Origin of the sequence: Trinickia terrae (assembly GCF_005144415.1) — a bacterium.
In the GTDB taxonomy this organism is placed as follows: domain Bacteria; phylum Pseudomonadota; class Gammaproteobacteria; order Burkholderiales; family Burkholderiaceae; genus Trinickia_A; species Trinickia_A terrae.
This window is the reverse complement of record NZ_SWJE01000019.1, coordinates 83,275-101,165: the sequence shown is the minus strand read 5'-3', so window position 1 is coordinate 101,165 and position 17,891 is coordinate 83,275. Positions and strand designations below refer to the sequence as shown.

The following is a 17,891-nucleotide window of genomic DNA, read 5'->3' as shown; positions in this document are numbered from 1 at the left end:
CAGCTGTGACCCAACCTCGCGCCATGCCGCCGGCAGGCAGCCATGTCGACGTAATCGGGCAAGCCCATGCGCGCTCGCTCCAGGTCGGCCTGCGCGCCTCCGAAACCCCGGATTTCCAGCCGTTGCCCAGCGCCGCGCTGCGTGAGCTGGTCGAGCGCAACCGCTCCCTGTATACGCACGCGCTCCCGGTAATGGAGACGCTGCACGCGCAGATCGTCGATACGCAAAGCATGGTGCTGCTCACCAACCAGCACGGCGTCATCCTGCACAGCCTCGGCGACAGCGATTTCATCGAGAAAGCGAACCGCGTCGCGCTCTGCCCCGGCGTGTCGTGGTCGGAGACCGATCGCGGCACGAACGCGATCGGCACGGCGCTCGTCGACAGCGAGCCGACCATCGTCCATGCCGACGAGCACTTCCTGCGCGCCAACCACTTCATCACCTGCTCGTGCGCGCCGATCGCCGATCCGTTCGGGCGCACGATCGGCGCGCTCGACGTGAGCGGCGACGCGCGCGGCTTTCACAAGCACACGCTCGCGCTCGTGCGGATGTCCGCGCAGATGATCGAGAACCATCTGTTCGCGAACCAATTCGCCGACGCGGTAAGGATCCGTTTTCATGCCCGCGCCGAGTTCGTCGGAACGCTGTTCGAAGGGCTCGCCGCGTTCGCGCCGGACGGCATGCTGCTGTCGGCGAACCGCAGCGCGTTGTTCCAGCTCGGCGGGCAGCTTGCGGCGCTCGCGCGGCAGCCGTTCGCGGCGTTGTTCGGCATGCCGTTTGCCGCACTGCTGCAGCATGTGGCGCGCACGCCGAGCGAATGCATCACGCTCACGCTGCCGAGCGGCGTGAAGGTGATCGCGCGGGGCGAATTCGCGGGTGCGCGGCCGGGGCCGGTTTCGGTTGCGTCCGCAACCAGCGTTGCGGCGCCGCCGCCCTCGACGGCCGCTGCGCGGCGCGCCGACGCCATTACCCTCGCCTCGCTCGACACCGGCGACGCGCGGATGGCGGCGGTGTTGCGGCGCGTCGATAAAGTGCGCGGGCGCGACATCCCGATGCTCGTGCTGGGCAAGACCGGCACCGGCAAGGAGTGGCTCGCGCGCGCGATCCACGAAGATTCGCCGCGGCGCTCGGCGCCGTTCGTCGCCGTCAACTGCGCATCGCTGCCCGATACGCTGATCGAAGCCGAGCTCTTCGGCTACGAAGACGGCGCATTCACCGGCGCGAAAAAGCGCGGCGGCACCGGCAAGATCGTGCAGGCCGACGGCGGCACACTGTTTCTCGACGAAATCGGCGACATGCCGCTCGCCCAGCAGGTGCGCCTGATGCGCGTGCTGCAAGAGCGCGTCGTGGTGCCGCTTGGCGGTACCCGCGCGATTCCGGTGGACCTGCGCGTGATCTGCGCGACGCACCGCAACCTGCGCGAGATGATCGCGGCCGGCACGTTCCGCGAGGACCTGTACTACCGGATCAACGGCCTCGTCGTCACCCTGCCCGCGCTTGCCGAGCGCACTGACCTGGCCGTGCTCGTCGCGCGCATCCTGGAGCGGCAGCGCCTCGCGGATGCGACGGAAGCGACGCCGTTGCGCGTATCGCCCGGCGTGTTCGCGCTTTTCGAACGTTGCCGCTGGCCCGGCAACCTGCGTCAGCTGACGAACGTGCTGCGCACCGCGGGCGTCATGGCCGAGGGCGAGGCACAGATCGAGCTCGAGCATTTGCCGGACGATTTCCTGCACGATTGCGAGGCGGCGCCGGACGGCGTCCACGCAGCGGCCGGTATAGCCGAAGCAGTCGCTGAAGCAGGCGCTTCGAACGTGCCGCCTGACGCGACGCAGGACGAAACTCCGCCGCGCATGCAAGACTGGCAGGCGTCGCTGATCGATTCGACGCTCGCGCGCCACGGCGGCAACGTCTCGGCGGCGGCGCGCGAGCTCGGCCTGGCGCGCAACACCGTCTACCGCCACCTGCGCCGTCGCGAGGGCGGCTGACCGGGCTCCCGTGCGCCGCTTCGGGTATGCTCAAGCCAAAACTCCAGGGCAACCCGCACATGGCCTCGAAACACGAACTCAAGCGCTACAGGACGAACCTCGCCGGCGAGCTCGATAGCGCCGCGCTCTACGAAACGCTGGCGCGCGTCGAAGCCGACAGCAAGCGCGCCGCCGTGTTCAGCGAACTCGCCGCTTCCGAGCGCCGGCACGCACAGCTCTGGATCGACAAGCTGCAAACGAACGGCGTGCACGTGCGCGCGCATCGCAAGAGCCTGAAGACGCATCTGCTGCGCGGGCTGATCCACACGTTCGGCCCGTCGTTCGTGCTGCCGACGATCGCCGCCGCCGAATACGCCGACCGCGACAAGTACGCGAATCAACCAGACGCCGCCCACCTTTCGGCCGAAGAGCAGCATCACGCGGCAATCGTGCAGGAGGTGGCCGGCGAAGCCTCCGGCGCGTCGAAGGGCGCGCAAATCGCCAATGCCGAGTCGTGGCATAAAGGCGTCACCTCGGGCAACGACCTGCGCGCCGCGGTGCTCGGCGCCAACGACGGCCTCGTCTCGAACTTCTGCCTGATCATGGGCGTGGCGGGCGCCGGCGCCGCGAACAAGACGATCCTGTTGACCGGGCTGGCGGGCTTGATCGCCGGCGCCTGCTCAATGGCGCTCGGCGAATGGCTGTCGGTGACCAACGCACGCGAGCTGGCGCGCACGCAGATCGCCAAGGAAGCCGACGAGATCGAACACACGCCCGATGCCGAGCGTCACGAGCTCGCGCTCATCTACCAGGCGAAGGGCATCGACGCGGACGAGGCGCGCCGCGTCGCGAGCCAGATCATGCGCGACAAGAACAAGGCGCTCGATACGCTCACGCGCGAGGAGCTCGGCCTCGATCCCGCCGAGCTGGGCGGCAACCCGTGGTCGGCGGGCGCGATTTCGTTCGGCCTTTTTTCGCTGGGCGCGATTTTTCCGGCCGCGCCGTTTCTCTGGGCCCACGGGCTAGCCGCGATCATTCAGTGCGTGGTGCTCGCCGCCGTCGGGTTGGGCGCTGTCGGCATCTTCACGTCGCTCTTCAACGGGCGCGGCGCCACATTCTCCGCGGTGCGCCAGGTCCTGATCGGACTGCTGGCCGCCGGCTTCACGTTCGGCGCGGGCAAGCTGCTCGGCGTTTCCGTCTCCTAGTTTTTCTTCGTCGTGTCTCCATGTCCGCTGCAGATCGTCCTTGCGTTGTCCGCGTCGAACCCCTCGGGCGCTCGTTCGAAGCACCCGATTCGCTGTCGCTCGTCGAAGCCGCCGGCTTCGCGAACGTGCACCTGCCGAGATCGTGCCGCAACGGCACTTGCCGCACCTGCCTTTGCCGGCTGATCAGCGGCGCCGTCTCATACCGGATCGAATGGCCTGGCCTCAGCCGCGAGGAAAAGGCCGAAGGCCTGATCCTGCCCTGTGTGGCGATCGCCCAGTCGGACCTCGTGATCGAAGTGCCCGACGCGTCGGAGATCTGACGCCGGCAGACCATGCAGCCGCGATCCGCAAGGCCCCGATATCGCATGCTAGGATGCGGCGCTATTCAACGGAGCCAGAAAAATATGTCTGCGAGAGCCGCATTTGCTTTCATTTTTTTTACATTGACTGCGAATGCCTTCGCAGGCGTTTATTCGAAACCCGTCGTCATGACGAGCGTGAATCAAATGGGCGATACCGCCGAGTTGCGCTTCGACGCAGCGCCTGCGCATACGGGAACGCTCGTCATCCTCGGTGACCGGACCAAAACGCCGCAGAAGTCCTATCCCTTCGTGTATTCCGTGCCCGACAAGCAGCCTGCCGGCGCTGCTCCGACGGTCGATGTCACGTTCGGCGACAAGCAGACGCTGAACATTACATGCGATCCATTGGCGGATAACTGCCAATCCGCCGGATACGTGACCGAGGGCGGTTCAACGTTCTCGATACTATGGAAAATCTCGCGCCATTGAAAACGCGATTTCTGCAGATAATATGCGGTACTTCCCAGCCGACGTCGAACGGACTAGCATGTTCAAATCAGCAAGCTGGGGGACGGCTATGGCTACGTTTGCTATCGACGGCGTACGCATCAGCTCTTCTACGGACCGCGTAACGCATGTGCGCTGGGCGCCAATCGACCCCAGAACGCACGACTGGCTTTCCCCTCCGCAAATCGCGGAAGTCGCCGATGTCGCCAACGGCATCCGTTCGGGAAACATCGTTTATTCCCTTTTTACGCTGGGCGGCATGCGATTCCTCGGGCCGAAAATCAAGGCCGTTCCGCATCCCAATGGAGTCGACGGAATCGACACCGAGGTGCCCGACGGCAGCGTCGAGAAATCGATGGACGATCTGCCGCGCATATAACCGGACGCATTTGACGGCTAATTGCTCGCTTGCCTCGTCATTCCAGCTTCGTTAATCCGGAGAGGATTTTTGTTCAGTTGGCGCGCCATTAATGGCGTGCGATAACGCTTGCCATCGTCCATTTCAGGGAGCCAAGCCGATGGCAACGCTGGAAGCATTTCGCTCGGTACTCGATGACGACCGCACGCCGGAAATTATCCGCAATCACATCATCGACTCACTGCAATATTCACTGCGCAATTACGGCCATATTTTCACGGCAAAGGAAGTGGCTTGGCTCGCCGAATGGGAGGATGCCCGCATTCCGCTCGCCGCCACGCGCGAACTGCAAAAGCGTGAAGCCGAGGTGGCGGGATAACCTTAGCGCGCGCCTTCCGCCGCGAGCAGCGCCAATGCAGCCTTGAGCGGTGCGGCGTCGCCGCCCAGCATCTCGCTCGCCTCGAGCGCCGCCTCGAGCAGCGGGCGGCGCATCCGCTTCATCAGCGCCTCATCGACGCGCGAGCGCGGGCCGGCCAGCGTCAACGCGCCCGCGAGCGGCTGCTCGGCCGAGAACACTGGCGCCGAAATACCAGCCGTCTCCGCGTCCCGCTCCCCCGACGATGTGCAGCAACACTCACGGCGAACGCGCTCGTGAAGCGCGCCGCGCGCGCCGCCAAACGCGCTCAGCACACGCCCGCCCGAGCCTCTGTCGAGCGGCAGCACATCGCCTTCACGAACGTGGTCGCGAATCGCATGCGTGGAGTCCACGCGATGCAAGCACACGCGCACATCCTTCTGCCGCACGTAGAACGACACGCTCTCGCCGCTTGCGTCGCGCAAACACCGCATCAGCGGCAAGATCACATCGGCGAGCTGCATCCCGCGCTGATAGATCGCGCTCAGCTGCAGCGTCGCCGGGCCGATCTGATAGCGGCCGTCGTCGAAGCGCACGAGGAGCCGATGGTGAATCAGCGAAGCAACGAGCCGCAGGATCGTGCTCTTGTAGAGCCCCGTGCGCGCGGCCAGCTCGGCGAGCGACAGGCCGCGGTCTTCAGGCCGGAACGCGAAGAGGATCGAGAATGCGCGGTCGAGCGCAGCGACGCCATCGGGGGACGAAACCGGCGCTGCGGGCACATCGGAGGCAGCACGTTTTGCGGCGACCATGAGCGGGTAATGTGGCGATGAGAGTGGAAAGAAACGCCACCCCTTTCGATGCGAGCGGCGAGGTGATGCCTAACGGAACGCCATTTTATGCGAACTCCAGCGCCGCGCCGTGGAGTGCTTACGAGGCCGGCCGACTCGCTCATTGCGAGTCGTCGAGATGCCGCGTCGCCGGCCCCGTGTAGCGATAAGGCATCTGCCGCGGCATCGGCCCCTTGTTGCGCTCGCCGCGGCCGCTTTGCTCCCACGCATGCGACAAGATCCCGACCGCGCGCGACAAGCAGAAAATGCCGCGCGCAAGCTGCGGCGCGAAACCAAGCTCCGCATAGATCACGGCGGTCGCGCCGTCGATATTCATCGGCACCGGCTTGCTGCGTCCCGATGCGAGCAGCGCCTCGATCGCGCGTGCAATGCGCGCGTATTCGCCCGTCACCGCCCCCTCTGCCGCGGCCTCGTCGGCCAGGCCAAGCAGCTTGCCCGCGCGCGGATCGAGAGGATGAAAACGATGGCCGAAGCCCGGCAGATATTTCCCGTGCTCGACAACGAACGCATCGACGCATACCTTCGCCGCTTCGTCGAGCGGCATGCCCTGCGCGATGTGCTCGCGAATCCGCTGGAACAGCTCGACCGCTTGCTGCCCCGCGCCGCCGTGCACGTCGTCGAGCGTATTGAGCGCCGACGCCATCGCGCCGTTCAGCGGCAGCCCGCAGCTCACGGCCATCCGCGAGATCGCAATCGACGGTGCATGCGGCCCGTGATCGACTGACGCCACGAGCGCCGCTTCAAGCAGGCGCGATTGCGCCGGGCTCGGCACGTCGCCGCGCAGCATCAGCCAGATCATGTCGGGAAAGCTCAGCTTGCCGATCAGCTCCTGGATCGGGTAGCCGCGCACGTGAATCTTGCCGGGCTCGATATCGATGATGTCGGTGCGCCAATAGTCGGCGCCGAGCTGGCGGTAGTCGATGCCGCCGCTGGTGTTGTCGTTGGCGCTCATCAGATCACTCCTGCGTCGCGCAGGGCTTCGATCGCGGCTTCGTCGTAGCCGAGCTTGGCGAGCCATGTCTGCGTGTGCTGCGAAAGCTGCGGCGCTGGTGCGCGCGGCGCAGGGTCGGCATCGGACATCCGGAAGCCCGCGCGCGTCACGTGCTGGCCCGCTTCGTCGAACGACGTCACGAAGCCGCGCTCGGCGATTTGCGGATGCGCGAGAATGCCCGGCACGTCGAGCACGAGGCCGGCCGGCACGCCCGCGGCGATGAACTCGCTGTCCCACTTGGCGGCCGGCGCGCTCGCCAGCGCGGCTTCGAGCGCCTGCGTCAGCGCGGCGCGATTCGCCTTGCGCGCATTGCGCTCGTTGAAGCGCGGATCGTCGAGCCACTCGGGACGGCCGACGATCCTGCACAGCGCCGCGAACTGCTTGTCTTCATTGGCCGCGATGTTGATGAGCCCGTCACCGGTGCGGAACGTGCCCGAGGGCGCCGCCGTGAAATTCTGGTTGCCCATCGGCGTGGGCTTCACGCCCGCGTTCAAATAGTTCGACACGACCCAGCCCATCGTCGCGAGCGTGGCCTCCAGCATCGACACGTCGATCATGCGGCCAACGCCGGTCCGCACGGCATCGACGAGCGCCGCCGCCACCGCGAACGCCGACGTGATGCCGCCGATCGTGTCGCTGATCGGAAAGCCGGTGCGCAGTGGCGCGGACTCGGAATCGCCTGTCACGCTCATCACGCCCGACATCCCTTGGATAATCTGATCGTACGCAGGCCGGTGCGCGAACGGGCCGTCCTTGCCGAAGCCGGAAATCGCGCAATAGACGAGGCGTGGGTTGGCCTCGCGCAGCACGTCGAAGCCTAGGCCGAGACGATCCATCACGCCCGGCCGGAAGTTCTCGATCAGCACGCCGGATTCGCGGACCATCCGCAGCAGGATCTCGCGGCCGCGCGGGTCTTTCAGGTTGAGCGTGACGGACTGCTTGCCCGCGTTCACCGCAACGAACGACGCGCCCATCTGCTGCGCCGACGCCTTGGGGTCCGCGCCGAGACGCCGGGCGAGATCGCCCTGCCCCGGCACTTCGATCTTGATGACTTCCGCCCCCATCAGCGCCAGCTGATAGCCGCAGAACGGCCCGGCCAATACGTTGGAGAGGTCCAGCACGCGTATGCCGTGCAAGGGCAATTCCATATCCGACTCCTTGATGTTTGCATCTTGCGCCCGGTGTGCCGCCGATCACATTCGTTCTATCTAACAGAACATCGTTCCGATATTAACCGATAGTACGCGCTTCCGCATCGGGAGAACCACTACGCCTGGCCGACGGCCTCGCCCCACCAGAAGCCCCCTGTTCGATGCCGAAGCGGCTTGCTTTACGCGTCAATTATTTATCGCTGCTCCCTAAAAATAATCGCGCTCAATATCCGCTAAAGAATGCTCGGTCCGACCGGAATTTAGTCAACTCTCTGTTGCAAAAACCCTCTATTATTTCCGCCGGCACCACTGCAGCCGCGTCAGCCGGGGTTTCTCAATAATAGGAGTCGATTGTTTCTGTTTTCAGAATAGTGTTTCAACCGGCATAAGATTGGTTATTCGACGCGTGCGCGAATACATTTACAGGGCTCGATTTAAGGAAGCAGCAAATGAAGACAAAAAAGTCTCCGGCCCCAGACGTGAGCCGCGTCCGTATCGAAATCCTCGAACGCTCCGATACCACACTCATCGTGCGATGGGTGGAGCCCGGACGATGCCATTACGGCGAGCAGCGGTGGCGCCGCCGGTCCGCCAATTCGTCGGGAACCTGTGTGTTGTCGCGTCGCGCGATTCACCGCGGCGACGCCGTGTTCCGGCCGGCCGAAAGGCCGGCGCCGTCGAACGCGCAAGCCATGATCTCGGTGGAAGTCTTCGGCCAGTCGCCTGAAGAGTGACGAACAGGCATTGCGCCCGGCCGTTATCGGCGCAATGCCTGTGCCGCCGCGTTACCGGTTCGCACGCCCGGGCAATCCGATCGTGCGCCCGCTGTATCGCGCAGGCGCGAGCGCCGCATGCGCGGCGGCCATCGCCTCGATCCGCGCCATAACGTCAGGATCGAACGCAATCGATTTCGGCCCTCCGGTATCGACATGCAGCAGCATCTGCTCGCTCGCCGCCACCGGCTCGGTCTCCTCGCCAGCGAACATCTCCAGGTACAGATGGAGACGCTTCACATCGTGCGCGAGAAGACGGACGTCGACGCGCACCGGCGTACCCTCCTTGATCTCGTGAAGGTAGTTCAGATGCGCCTCGAGCGTATAGACCGAGCGCTGGCGGGCTTTGCGCGCCGCATCGTCCAGGCCGATATGATCGAGCAGCGCATCGGATGCCAAGCTGAAGATCAGCATGTAGAACGCGTCGCGCATGTGTCCGTTGTAATCGACCCATTCGGCGCGGACGCAATCGCGATAGATCGCCAAGGGTGCTGCGTCTGCCATCTCCATCCTCTCCTCAATCGTCGAAGCGCATGCCATGGCGCGCTTTCGTCTCCCCAATCGCCGCGAGCACACTGGCGATGCACTCCTCGCGAAAGCGTTCGAGTTCCTTGATGCTGCGCGGCCCCATTTTGCTGCATGAAATGGCGCATCCCCGCGTCTCCGCCCGCGAGCGTGTAGGTAAGAAACATCCCCATGAACGACCAGCAGATGCCCGCGCCGAAACCGATAGCATCACCGATCTCGCCGGTCGTCGCCACGCCTTCGTTGACGAAATGCAGTGCTTCGAGCAGACGGTCCGCGATAAAACCGGGCACCTCCTTGTGCACATGCAGCGGACGCATGCCGAGCGACCGGTACACGCGCATCGCCGCATCGACAGTCTCGCTCGCGGTGCGCTTGCCGCCCAGCACTTCGACGAGCGGCAGCGCTGCCGCTGTTCAGGCGCTGGCTGATCGAAGAATGCCACGCCACCGCTCAAGCGCTCTGACCTCTCTCGCGAACGCGGCCAGCCGCCCTGACGCGCCGATACCAGCTAGACGGCGCATCGGTTCTATCCGCGCGCAATCTGGCTTGATTTACTTGAGTCCATTCCACACGGCGCGTTGCGCATGGCTTTCGCGGCGCGGAACCTCGTCGCAACCAGAGAGGCGTACATGCCCGCATCCGATCGCTCCCATCAATTCGTGCTGACCCTCGCCTGCCCGAGCGCCGCCGGACAAGTCGCCGCCGTAGTCAGCCTGCTCGATAGCCATCATGGCTATATCGACGAACTGACCGTCTTCGACGACGAGCTCAGCTCGCGCTTTTTCGTGCGCTGCGTCTTTCACGGAGTCGACGAAAGCGAAACGCCGCTTTCCATCGACAAGCTGCGCGCAGAGTTCGCGCCGATCGCCGAGCGCTTTGGCATGACGTGGGCGATCCACGACGCGAACGCACGTCCCAAGGTGTTCATCATGGTGTCGAAGCTCGAGCATTGCCTCGCGGACCTGCTGTTCCGCTGGCGCATGGGTGAGCTGAAGATGGATATCGTCGGGATCGGGTCGAATCATCCGGATCTCGCGCCGATGGCCGCGCAGCACGGATTGCCGTTCCACCATTTGCCTATCACGGCAGAAACGAAGGAGCAGCAGGAGGCCAAGGTATTCGACTTGTTCGAATCGAGCGGTGCCGAACTGCTGATTCTCGCGCGCTACATGCAGATCTTGTCGGAAAGGATGAGCCGCAGGCTCGCGGGCCGCGCCATCAACATCCACCACTCGTTCCTGCCCGGCTTCAAGGGCGCGAAGCCCTATCATCAGGCTCACGCCCGCGGCGTCAAGCTGATCGGCGCGACCGCGCACTTCGTCACCGACGATCTCGACGAAGGGCCGATCATCGAGCAAGTGGTCGAGCGTGTCGATCACGCATATCGTCCGGAGAGGCTGCTTGCGGTGGGACGCGACGTCGAGTGCATCACGCTCGCGCGGGCGGTCAAGGCGTTTATCGAGCGCCGCGTGTTCATCAACGGCGATCGAACTGTCGTGCTTCAGTAGGCGGCTCGACGGCAGCGGCGGCGCGCTCGAGCTCACGCCGCCGCGCCCCTCTCTATCCGTGGGCAAGGCGGTGGGCGCCCCACATGACAAGCGCCGCAAGAACCAGCGCGCCATACGGCAGTACCCTGCGCTTCGCCCCCTGACCAAGATCCTCCTCGCCCAGCTCCATGTCTTGCTCCATGCGCGCCGGAAAGCGCCCGCGATCCTGCCAGTAATGGCGGTACAAAAACACCGGCACGATCAGCAGCATCGCGATCAGACCGTTTCTCATCGTGCCCGCGCCTTGCAGGTCCGCGCCCGCGCCGACAAACGCAAGATTGACGTAGCCGCACAGCGCCCCGAGTGCGAGCAACCACGTCGGGCACCGGAACGGCCGATCCCACTTGCCGCGATCGAGCCTGTGTATCCATCCCGATTGCAGATTCAGGAACACGAAGATCATGTAGCAGACGTTCGAAATCGACAGCACCGTCATGTAGTCCGACATCATCAGCAGCACGATATTGAAGCCGAGATCGGTCCACATCGCGCGCGTCGGCGAGCCGTGCTCGTTCACGTGCGAGAGGTAGCGCGGCAGCCAGCCGTCGACCGAGGCCTGATAGAGCGTGCGCGACGAGCCCATCATCGACGTCATCACGATCAGGAGAATCGAGAGCATCAGCATCACGACAATCGCATTCGCGACCCACGCGCCGCCGCCCACCATGTGCGCCATCGCGGCGCCCACGCCGGTGCCGTCGACGATCTTCGGATCGAGCATGCCCTTCGTGCCGAGCACGCCCTGGAATGCGAGCGGCACGAGCGTCATCACGACGAGACACAGCGCGCCGGACCAGAAGATCGCCTTCGCCGTATCGTGGCGCGGATCGCGAAACTCGCGCGTATAGCAGACGGACGTCTCGAATCCGTACGACGCCCACCCCGCCATGAACATCGCGCCCATCGCCATCGTGATGCCAGCGCCGTTCCATGAGCCGAACGTGGTCGCGGTGAGATTGCCTTGTGAATCGTGCCCAAGCGGCAAGAGCGGGATGAGGTTCGACATCGGCACGTCGCCCGTGACGAACGGCACGATGCCGACGATCAGGAGCGGCGTCAGCGACGCAATACCGAGGATGCGCTGCGTCTTCGCGGCCTTCGATGCACCGCTGTGCTGCAGCTTGAACGTGATGAGGAGAAAGACGGCTGCGATCAGGAACGTCGCGTTGATGCGCAGCGTGAGACCGGGCTTGATGAAGCCGAGATCCGCAAGCGTCCACTGCCAGGTGTTGATCGCGGCATCCGCGGGGAAGAGACTGGTCAGCGCGTAATTCGCGGCGAGCCCCGTGCCGAGCGCGAGCATCGGCGACCAAGCAAGCCAGTTGCACCACACCGAGACCGGCGCGATCAGCTTGCTGTACCGCACCCATCCTATTGCGCCGTACACCGACGCGCCGCCCGACTTGTGAGGAAACAGCCCGGAGATTTCCGCGTAGGTTGCGCTCTGTATCAGGCCCATCGTGATCGCACCGATCCAGATCGCCCAGGCAGGTTGCCCAATCGTCGCGCACACCCCGCCTATCGTGAACAGCACGCCGGCCGGCACGCCGCTCGTCACCCAGAAAGCGTCCTTCCATGTCAGGCCGCGCTGCAGCGTGTGGCCCCCTTCATACGCTGCGCCATCATTGACGTTATCGTTGCTGCGCGCGCGCAGTCCGCTTTGATCCATCCAGCACCTCCACTATGAGGCCCGGGCCGCCGCGTCCGCTTGGGTAATGCGCCGCATCAAACACCAAGCGCACGGCCGACTGCTCCGTGCGCTCAGCGTCCCGCCACGCATCAAGCGTCACTGCGTTCCCGCCAACCAGCTGTTGACCCGGTCGGGGTGCGCCGCGATCCAAGCATCCGCGGCGGCATCGGGCTTCTCGCCGCTCTGAGCCGCCAGCATCACGCTGTCGATCTCTCCCGGCTTCCATTGAAACTGCTTCAAGAACGTCACTACCGGCTTTGCCTTCGTCTCCAGCGCCGGATTGACGACATTGTCCACGTGCTCGGATTCGCCGTAGACCTTCTTCGGATCGTCGAGGAACTTGAGCTTCCACTTCCCGAACATCCAGTGCGGCGCCCAGCCCGTGACGACTATTGGTTTATTGGCATGCATCGAGCGCGCGAGTTCCGCGGTCATCGCAGTACCCGAGCTCGGCATCAGCTGATAGCCGAGGTTGTAGGCCTTGATCGCATCCGCTGTCTTCGCCATCACGCCCGCGCCGGCGTCGATCCCCACGATGCGTCCACCAAATTCGGACTTCTGAGATTCGAGATCGGCAATGCTCTTCGCCTTCACGTCGGCCGGCACGATGAGGCCGATTTTAGCATCGGTGAAATTTTGACCAACGTCGACGACCTTCGCCTTGTACTTATCCCAGTACGCGCCGTGCGTGGCAGGCAGCCACGCGGACAGCGTCGCATCGAGGTCGCCGCGCGACACGCCCTCCCACATCATGCCCGCGGCAACCGGGACGATCTGCACGGGATACCCGAGGCGCTTCTCGATGATCTTGGCGGCGATGTTCGTCGTCGCGACGCTGTCGTCCCAGCCTTCGACATAGCCGATCTTGATGGTCGGCTTGGTATCGGCGGACACGGGGACCACCGTGGTCAACGCAGCGCCGAGCGCGCCGCAAAACAGCAGTTTCTTCAGCAATTTCATGATCGATCTCCTTGACGTCGACGGACCGGTCTCATGCCGGTGACTTAAGAATGCTCAGCCAGAATTCGCGCATCAGTGCCGATTGCGACACACTCTTGCCTGAGCGCGACCGGGTCTATGGCGCCCCCATCATTTATCGATGACGAGATCGCTGAGCGGCTTGCTGCAGCAAAGCAGCACCATGCCTTGATCGATTTCGCGCTGACGTATCCCGCCGTTGTGCTTCATCTCGACCTGGCCCGACACGAGCTTCACCTTGCAAGTGCCGCACATGCCCTGCGTGCACGATGCGGGCAGACGCACGCCGGCTTGCCGTGCGGCGTCGAGCACGTGCTGGTCGCTGCCGCATTCGATGTCGCGGCGGCTCTTGGCGAACGACACGGCGAAGCGCGTCGCGGTTTGCGCACCGTCGCCCGTTGCCGTTGGAGCGGCGTCATGCGCGGCATCCTGCAAGACCTGCGCCGCCGATTCGGCCAGCGTCTCGAACGAAAAACTCTCTTCGTGATAGTGCCCGCGGTCGAATCCGGCTTCGTCGAGCAGATCGCGCACCGCCTTCATATACGGCGCAGGACCGCACGTGAAGATCTCGCGCTCCATGAAGTCGGGGACGATCAGCTTCAGCAGCGGCAGCGTGAGAAAACCCGTGATGCCCGCCCAGTTCGTGCGCGCGCCAACTCGCTCGCAAACGAACGACGTGCGGAAATTGCCCTGATTCGTTGCGATCAGATCGAGCTCGCGCGCGAAAATGATGTCGTCGGGCGTGCGGGCGCTATGCACGAAGACGATGTCGCGATCCTCGTTGAGCTCGTGATGCGTGCGGCTCATCGACATCAACGGCGTAATGCCCGAACCTGCCGACAGAAACAGGTACTTGCGCGCCGGATGCCGAGCACAGGTGAACTCGCCTGCCGGCCCGAGCACACGCACGGTGACGCCCGCTTGCAAATTGTCGTGCAGCCAGTTCGACACCTTCCCGCCCGGCACGCGCTTCACCGTGATCGAAATCGTATGAGGGCGCGTAGGCGCGGACGAGATCGTATAGCAGCGGTTGACCGTTTCACCGTCGATCTCGAGCTCGAGCGTGATGAACTGCCCCGGCTCGAACACGAACGCCCTGCCTTGCGGCGACGTGAAGAAAAAGCTCTTCACGTCGTGCGTTTCCTGCCGCACCTGGCAGCACACGAGCGTCTCTTCGGCGTCGCTCGTCCAGCGCTCCGGCAGCGCGCTCCAGAATCCGGGCCGCGTGAGGCGGCTTCCGGCGAGCTCGAAAGTGTCGCCGTCTCGCTTCATGTTGCCTCCCGCCGGGCCGCCCCAAGGGAGGCAACTGCCCCCGCGGGGGAAGCTTTGCATGGGACCGGAGTAACCGCTAAAGCGGTAACTCCGGTCGACAGCGAACGGATGTGAGCGTGGGGGTAGTTCATATCATCACCGGCATTCGCTAGGCGTCGATCTGCGCGGCCACGCGCCTGATGTACCAATCGCTGAACTTCTCGACGAGGCCCTCGGTGTAAGGCGAATACGGCCCCGGCTCGTAGGCGCTGCTCGCTGCGCCGCGCTGCGAAAACTCGACGAGCGCGCGATCCTGGTCGTTGGTCGCGTTCCATACCGCGGTGAGGTTCTTGACGTCGTAGTCGACGCCTTCCTGCGCATCCTTGTGCACGAGCCATTTCGTGCGCACGAGCGTCTCGCCGGCGGACAGCGGAATCACCGAGAACGTCACGATGTGGTCGCTCATGAAGTGGTGCCATGAATTCGGCTGCGTCCAGAACGACAAGCCGCCGAGGTCGGCGCGCTTGAACTCGCCGAGCAGCTTCTTCGAGGCGACCTTGGCATCGAGCGTCTGCGATTCGCCGCAGCGGTCGAGCGGCAGACGCTGCGTGCGAAACCCGGTGACGTCGCTCAAGCGCTCGATCTCCACCGACGGCAGGCTCATCGCTTCCCACTCGGCCGCGCGCTCGATACAGGTGCGCTCGAACGCGGCCATGCCTTCGGCGTTGGCCGGCGACGGCTGATAGCCGAAGCCGTATTCGTAGAGCGAGATGGTCAGTTCGGGATGGTTCGCGACGCAGTGGTAGCACTCGCGATTGTTCTCCATCGTCAGCTTCCAATTGCCTTTCTCGATGATGTCGATCTGCGCGGCGATCTTGCAGCTGGGAAGATCGTGCGGCAGCAGGTACGGCTCCATCGCCGCGCGCATCACGTCGAAGTCGGCGGGCGGCTCGTCGGCGAGACAGACGAAGATCAGGCCGGCGAGATTCTGCACGTGAACGGACTTGAGGCTGTGCTTGCAGCGGTCGAACTGCTCGCCCATGTGCTCGGCGAACATCAGCTGGCCGGTCAGGTTGTAGGTCCAGCTGTGGTACGGGCAGACGATATTGCCGACCGAGCCTTTATCCTCGTTGCACAGGCGCGCGCCGCGATGACGGCAGACGTTGTGGAACGCGCGGATCTGCAGGTCGTCGTCGCGCACGATCAGGACCGAATCGTGGCCGAGCTCGACGGTGACGTAGTCGCCGGGCTCGGGAACGTCCGGCTCGACGGCGGCCTGAATCCAATGCTTGCGGAATATCGCTTCCATGTCGAGCGAGAAAATCTCCTCGCTCGTATAAAACGGCGCTTCGAGGCTATAGCCCTTTTTGCGCCGATCCACCAGCGCGCGAATGTCTGCCGATACCTTCATCGTTGGCTCCGGATGCGTTACGTCTCTAGTGCTTGCTAGTGCTTGGACGACTGACCGCAACGTGCGCGTCAGTAGTCGATGAGTTGATGCTCGCGCAAATACGCAAGGATCACTTGTGCTTTTTCGACCGAACTCCCGTCAATTACGACGCTGCCGCCGCGGCTTTCGGTCGTCGTCGCCGAGAGCATCCGCGCATGGCCCGAGCGCTTTTCGGCTGCGGCGAGCTTGACGGGCTTGCGTTCGGCTTTTGCCATGGTCCATTGAGCAGCTTCGAGGTCGGGCTGCAGCGCGGTCCGGCTCTTTACGATCGAGCCGGCGCGCAGGCGCGCATAGGCGTAGCGCGGCGCGGCATTCGCAAGCGGGTGGACGGCGACGACAGCGGGCAGCGCTGCATCGACGCGACGGCGCAACCCCTTCGGCAAAAATTGCCGGACGCCCACGCGGCCGTCGTCGACAGATACGTCAACGGCCGAGCCGATCAGCGGGTAGCCAAGCACAGCGGCGATTCGATACGGCAACATGCCGGTGTCGTAGGCGCCCTCCGCGCGCGTGCCGGTCAGCACGAGATCGCAGCCTTGCAGACGCTGCGCCAGCGCCGATGCGGCGTCGTCGCCGTCGCCGCACGCGAGCACATCGACCGACTCGGCGCCGAGCGCAAGATAGTCGGCAAGCGCCAGATTCGACGCATCGCCCGCGTGCAGGACTTCGAGCGTTGCCTGATGGTGCTTGGCGAGCGTTCGCGCGATGTCGAGCGCTGCGGCGTCGTTGCGGCTGTAACACGCCGCACCGCTCACCGGGTGACTGCCGGCTGAGACCAGCACCGCGATTCGTTTGAGTTTCCTGGTGTCGTTCATGCCGCAACTCCCTCGCGTGCGCTGGATGCCGAGGCGGCGTCAGAAGCGCCCGCTTTCGCCGCATGCGCCTTGCGAGCGCGCCTGACTTCCTCGATCAGCGCTGCAATGGTCGTCTGCGCATCGCCGATCACCGAGAGGTTTGCGCGCTTGACGATCGGCGCGCTGCCATCGAGATTCACTGCGATCACGTGGCGGCAATCCTTGATGCCCTGCAGGTGCTGCACGGCCCCGGATATCCCGAAAGCGATGTACACGCTCGCATCGACGGTCTTGCCGGTCGCGCCGACCTGCTTGTCGCGCGTGAAGTCGCCGTTGTCGACCGCGACGCGGCTCGCGCCGATCGCCGCGCCGAACACGCCGGCCAGCGTCTCGAACGCGGCGACGTCGCTCACGCCGTTGCCTGCCGAAACGATGAAGTCGGCCTCTTCGAGCGCCACTTGCGCGGCGTCGATTTCCTCGATGCCGAGGTCGCGGTAAGCGGCGCCCTCCGCGCCGATCGTTTCGAGACTATCCAGGCGGACACGCTCCCCCGCGCCGACAAACGGCAGTTTCGGGTCGACGGCATTCGGCGCCAGCAGGATCACATCGGGCAGCGGCCGCGTCGCGAACGATTTCTTGGCGTTCGCGTAGACGCCGACGTGCGTCGCATCGATTTCGACGACCTGCGTCGCGAAGCTCGCGCCAGTCAGCGCCGCGTACCGGCGGCCCAGGTCGCCATCGCCGGCAACGCCGTCGGGCATCACGATATGCGCGGGCGCCATGCTCGAGGCACAGGCCGCGAGCGCCCGCAGCGCACGCTCCGGTGCAAACGCACGGCGCTCGATCGACGGCAACTCGATGACCTTGTCCGCCCCGAGCGCAGCCGCGTCTTCCTTCAATTCGCCGAAGACGAGGAGCGCCACTTGTGTATGCGCGTCCGCGATCAGCGCAGCGGCTGCCACGGCCTGGCGCGCATGCTCGTCGAGCGAGCCGCGATCGCCATACACCACGGCCAGCACCACACGCTCGACGCCGTCAAGCGCCCGGCGCGGCTTGACGCCTGCACCATGCGCCGCCTTTGGCACGAAATCGGCCGTTGCGCCCGCAACCGTTTCCACACCGAGCGTGATGCGTTTGAGCCCGATCGCGGTGATCGTGAACGGCCGGCGCGGATCGATACGTTTGATCGTGTTCATCGT

At 64.6% G+C, this 17,891-nt stretch carries 18 protein-coding genes and 1 pseudogene; 8 read left to right on the top strand and 11 right to left on the bottom strand.

Annotated features, from left to right (window positions below):
- The first annotated feature begins 5 nt into the window (after nt 1-5).
- From FAZ69_RS28670 to FAZ69_RS28645, 6 genes are all read left to right on the top strand, one after another.
- Nucleotides 6-1,985: a sigma-54-dependent Fis family transcriptional regulator gene (locus tag FAZ69_RS28670; RefSeq protein WP_439654810.1), complete on the top strand. Its 1,980-nt coding sequence runs from the start codon at nt 6-8 to the stop codon at nt 1,983-1,985.
- Nucleotides 1,986-2,044: 59 nt separating this feature from the next.
- Nucleotides 2,045-3,169, top strand: coding sequence for a VIT1/CCC1 transporter family protein (locus FAZ69_RS28665; protein ID WP_136898467.1), 1,125 nt, complete (start codon nt 2,045-2,047; stop codon nt 3,167-3,169).
- Between the two features lie 20 nt (nt 3,170-3,189).
- Nucleotides 3,190-3,489, top strand: a complete 300-nt coding sequence (locus FAZ69_RS28660; RefSeq protein WP_136898466.1) for a 2Fe-2S iron-sulfur cluster-binding protein — start codon at nt 3,190-3,192, stop codon at nt 3,487-3,489.
- 84 nt (nt 3,490-3,573) lie between these two features.
- Entirely contained in the window at nt 3,574-3,960 is a 387-nt protein-coding gene (locus FAZ69_RS28655) for a hypothetical protein (RefSeq protein WP_136898465.1), read from the top strand.
- Between the two features lie 88 nt (nt 3,961-4,048).
- Entirely contained in the window at nt 4,049-4,357 is a 309-nt protein-coding gene (locus FAZ69_RS28650; protein ID WP_136898498.1) for a hypothetical protein, read from the top strand.
- A 139-nt stretch (nt 4,358-4,496) separates the two neighbouring features.
- Nucleotides 4,497-4,715, top strand: a complete 219-nt coding sequence (locus FAZ69_RS28645) for a hypothetical protein (protein ID WP_136898464.1) — start codon at nt 4,497-4,499, stop codon at nt 4,713-4,715.
- Nucleotides 4,716-4,717: 2 nt separating this feature from the next.
- On the opposite strand, the gene FAZ69_RS28640 is transcribed toward FAZ69_RS28645, so the two are convergent.
- From FAZ69_RS28640 to FAZ69_RS28630, 3 genes are all read right to left on the bottom strand, one after another.
- Entirely contained in the window at nt 4,718-5,500 is a 783-nt protein-coding gene (locus tag FAZ69_RS28640; RefSeq protein ID WP_136898463.1) for an IclR family transcriptional regulator, read from the bottom strand.
- 139 nt (nt 5,501-5,639) lie between these two features.
- Nucleotides 5,640-6,491 carry a citryl-CoA lyase gene (locus tag FAZ69_RS28635; protein WP_136898462.1) on the bottom strand — a complete coding sequence of 284 codons (852 nt, stop codon included), beginning with the start codon at nt 6,489-6,491 and terminating at the stop codon, nt 5,640-5,642.
- The gene (locus FAZ69_RS28630; RefSeq protein WP_136898461.1) at nt 6,491-7,678 is read right to left on the bottom strand and encodes a CaiB/BaiF CoA transferase family protein; all 1,188 of its coding nucleotides are present in this window, start codon (nt 7,676-7,678) and stop codon (nt 6,491-6,493) included. The genes FAZ69_RS28635 and FAZ69_RS28630 overlap by 1 nt, the downstream gene beginning before the upstream one ends.
- 452 nt (nt 7,679-8,130) lie before the next feature.
- On the opposite strand from FAZ69_RS28630, the gene FAZ69_RS28625 reads away from it, so the two are divergent.
- Complete coding sequence (locus FAZ69_RS28625) at nt 8,131-8,415, top strand: DUF3331 domain-containing protein (RefSeq protein ID WP_136898460.1); 285 nt, start codon at nt 8,131-8,133, stop codon at nt 8,413-8,415.
- Nucleotides 8,416-8,466: 51 nt separating this feature from the next.
- On the opposite strand, the gene FAZ69_RS28620 is transcribed toward FAZ69_RS28625, so the two are convergent.
- Together FAZ69_RS28620 and FAZ69_RS28615 are read right to left on the bottom strand one after the other, a co-directional pair.
- The gene (locus FAZ69_RS28620; RefSeq protein ID WP_136898459.1) at nt 8,467-8,958 is read right to left on the bottom strand and encodes a thioesterase family protein; all 492 of its coding nucleotides are present in this window, start codon (nt 8,956-8,958) and stop codon (nt 8,467-8,469) included.
- 13 nt (nt 8,959-8,971) lie between these two features.
- Nucleotides 8,972-9,383: pseudogene (locus FAZ69_RS28615) on the bottom strand (3-hydroxyacyl-CoA dehydrogenase family protein); the annotation flags it as partial.
- Between the two features lie 228 nt (nt 9,384-9,611).
- Here FAZ69_RS28615 and purU point away from each other — a divergent pair.
- On the top strand, nt 9,612-10,490 hold the full coding sequence (gene purU / locus FAZ69_RS28610; RefSeq protein ID WP_136898458.1) for a formyltetrahydrofolate deformylase: 879 nt from the start codon (nt 9,612-9,614) through the stop codon (nt 10,488-10,490).
- Nucleotides 10,491-10,542: 52 nt separating this feature from the next.
- On the opposite strand, the gene FAZ69_RS28605 is transcribed toward purU, so the two are convergent.
- The 6 genes from FAZ69_RS28605 to FAZ69_RS28580 all read right to left on the bottom strand — a co-directional run bounded on the left by FAZ69_RS28605 (nt 10,543) and on the right by FAZ69_RS28580 (nt 17,888).
- Nucleotides 10,543-12,198: a trimethylamine N-oxide permease gene (locus FAZ69_RS28605; RefSeq protein ID WP_136898457.1), complete on the bottom strand. Its 1,656-nt coding sequence runs from the start codon at nt 12,196-12,198 to the stop codon at nt 10,543-10,545.
- Nucleotides 12,199-12,315: 117 nt separating this feature from the next.
- Nucleotides 12,316-13,179: a glycine betaine ABC transporter substrate-binding protein gene (locus tag FAZ69_RS28600; RefSeq protein WP_136898456.1), complete on the bottom strand. Its 864-nt coding sequence runs from the start codon at nt 13,177-13,179 to the stop codon at nt 12,316-12,318.
- Between the two features lie 129 nt (nt 13,180-13,308).
- On the bottom strand, nt 13,309-14,469 hold the full coding sequence (locus tag FAZ69_RS28595) for an FAD-binding oxidoreductase (RefSeq protein WP_136898455.1): 1,161 nt from the start codon (nt 14,467-14,469) through the stop codon (nt 13,309-13,311).
- Nucleotides 14,470-14,617: 148 nt separating this feature from the next.
- Nucleotides 14,618-15,859 carry an aromatic ring-hydroxylating oxygenase subunit alpha gene (locus FAZ69_RS28590; protein WP_136898454.1) on the bottom strand — a complete coding sequence of 414 codons (1,242 nt, stop codon included), beginning with the start codon at nt 15,857-15,859 and terminating at the stop codon, nt 14,618-14,620.
- 68 nt (nt 15,860-15,927) lie between these two features.
- A complete protein-coding gene (locus FAZ69_RS28585) occupies nt 15,928-16,713 on the bottom strand; it encodes an electron transfer flavoprotein subunit beta/FixA family protein (RefSeq protein ID WP_136898453.1) in 786 nt (261 codons plus the stop codon).
- Nucleotides 16,710-17,888 carry an electron transfer flavoprotein subunit alpha/FixB family protein gene (locus FAZ69_RS28580; RefSeq protein WP_136898452.1) on the bottom strand — a complete coding sequence of 393 codons (1,179 nt, stop codon included), beginning with the start codon at nt 17,886-17,888 and terminating at the stop codon, nt 16,710-16,712. The genes FAZ69_RS28585 and FAZ69_RS28580 overlap by 4 nt, the downstream gene beginning before the upstream one ends.
- Between the last annotated feature and the right edge of the window lie 3 nt (nt 17,889-17,891).

Bases quoted from the DNA above. Each gene is read 5' to 3' on its own strand.
- purU (WP_136898458.1), top strand. From the start codon at position 9,612: ATGCCCGCATCCGATCGCTCCCATCAATTCGTGCTGACCCTCGCCTGC.
- FAZ69_RS28635 (WP_136898462.1), bottom strand. From the start codon at position 6,491: ATGAGCGCCAACGACAACACCAGCGGCGGCATCGACTACCGCCAGCTC.
- FAZ69_RS28620 (WP_136898459.1), bottom strand. From the start codon at position 8,958: ATGGCAGACGCAGCACCCTTGGCGATCTATCGCGATTGCGTCCGCGCC.
- FAZ69_RS28650 (WP_136898498.1), top strand. From the start codon at position 4,049: ATGGCTACGTTTGCTATCGACGGCGTACGCATCAGCTCTTCTACGGAC.
- FAZ69_RS28605 (WP_136898457.1), bottom strand. From the start codon at position 12,198: ATGGATCAAAGCGGACTGCGCGCGCGCAGCAACGATAACGTCAATGAT.
- FAZ69_RS28590 (WP_136898454.1), bottom strand. From the start codon at position 15,859: ATGAAGGTATCGGCAGACATTCGCGCGCTGGTGGATCGGCGCAAAAAG.
- FAZ69_RS28660 (WP_136898466.1), top strand. From the start codon at position 3,190: ATGTCCGCTGCAGATCGTCCTTGCGTTGTCCGCGTCGAACCCCTCGGG.
- FAZ69_RS28600 (WP_136898456.1), bottom strand. From the start codon at position 13,179: ATGAAATTGCTGAAGAAACTGCTGTTTTGCGGCGCGCTCGGCGCTGCG.
- FAZ69_RS28645 (WP_136898464.1), top strand. From the start codon at position 4,497: ATGGCAACGCTGGAAGCATTTCGCTCGGTACTCGATGACGACCGCACG.
- FAZ69_RS28640 (WP_136898463.1), bottom strand. From the start codon at position 5,500: ATGGTCGCCGCAAAACGTGCTGCCTCCGATGTGCCCGCAGCGCCGGTT.
- FAZ69_RS28595 (WP_136898455.1), bottom strand. From the start codon at position 14,469: ATGAAGCGAGACGGCGACACTTTCGAGCTCGCCGGAAGCCGCCTCACG.
- FAZ69_RS28580 (WP_136898452.1), bottom strand. From the start codon at position 17,888: ATGAACACGATCAAACGTATCGATCCGCGCCGGCCGTTCACGATCACC.
- FAZ69_RS28625 (WP_136898460.1), top strand. From the start codon at position 8,131: ATGAAGACAAAAAAGTCTCCGGCCCCAGACGTGAGCCGCGTCCGTATC.
- FAZ69_RS28665 (WP_136898467.1), top strand. From the start codon at position 2,045: ATGGCCTCGAAACACGAACTCAAGCGCTACAGGACGAACCTCGCCGGC.
- FAZ69_RS28585 (WP_136898453.1), bottom strand. From the start codon at position 16,713: ATGAACGACACCAGGAAACTCAAACGAATCGCGGTGCTGGTCTCAGCC.
- FAZ69_RS28655 (WP_136898465.1), top strand. From the start codon at position 3,574: ATGTCTGCGAGAGCCGCATTTGCTTTCATTTTTTTTACATTGACTGCG.
- FAZ69_RS28630 (WP_136898461.1), bottom strand. From the start codon at position 7,678: ATGGAATTGCCCTTGCACGGCATACGCGTGCTGGACCTCTCCAACGTA.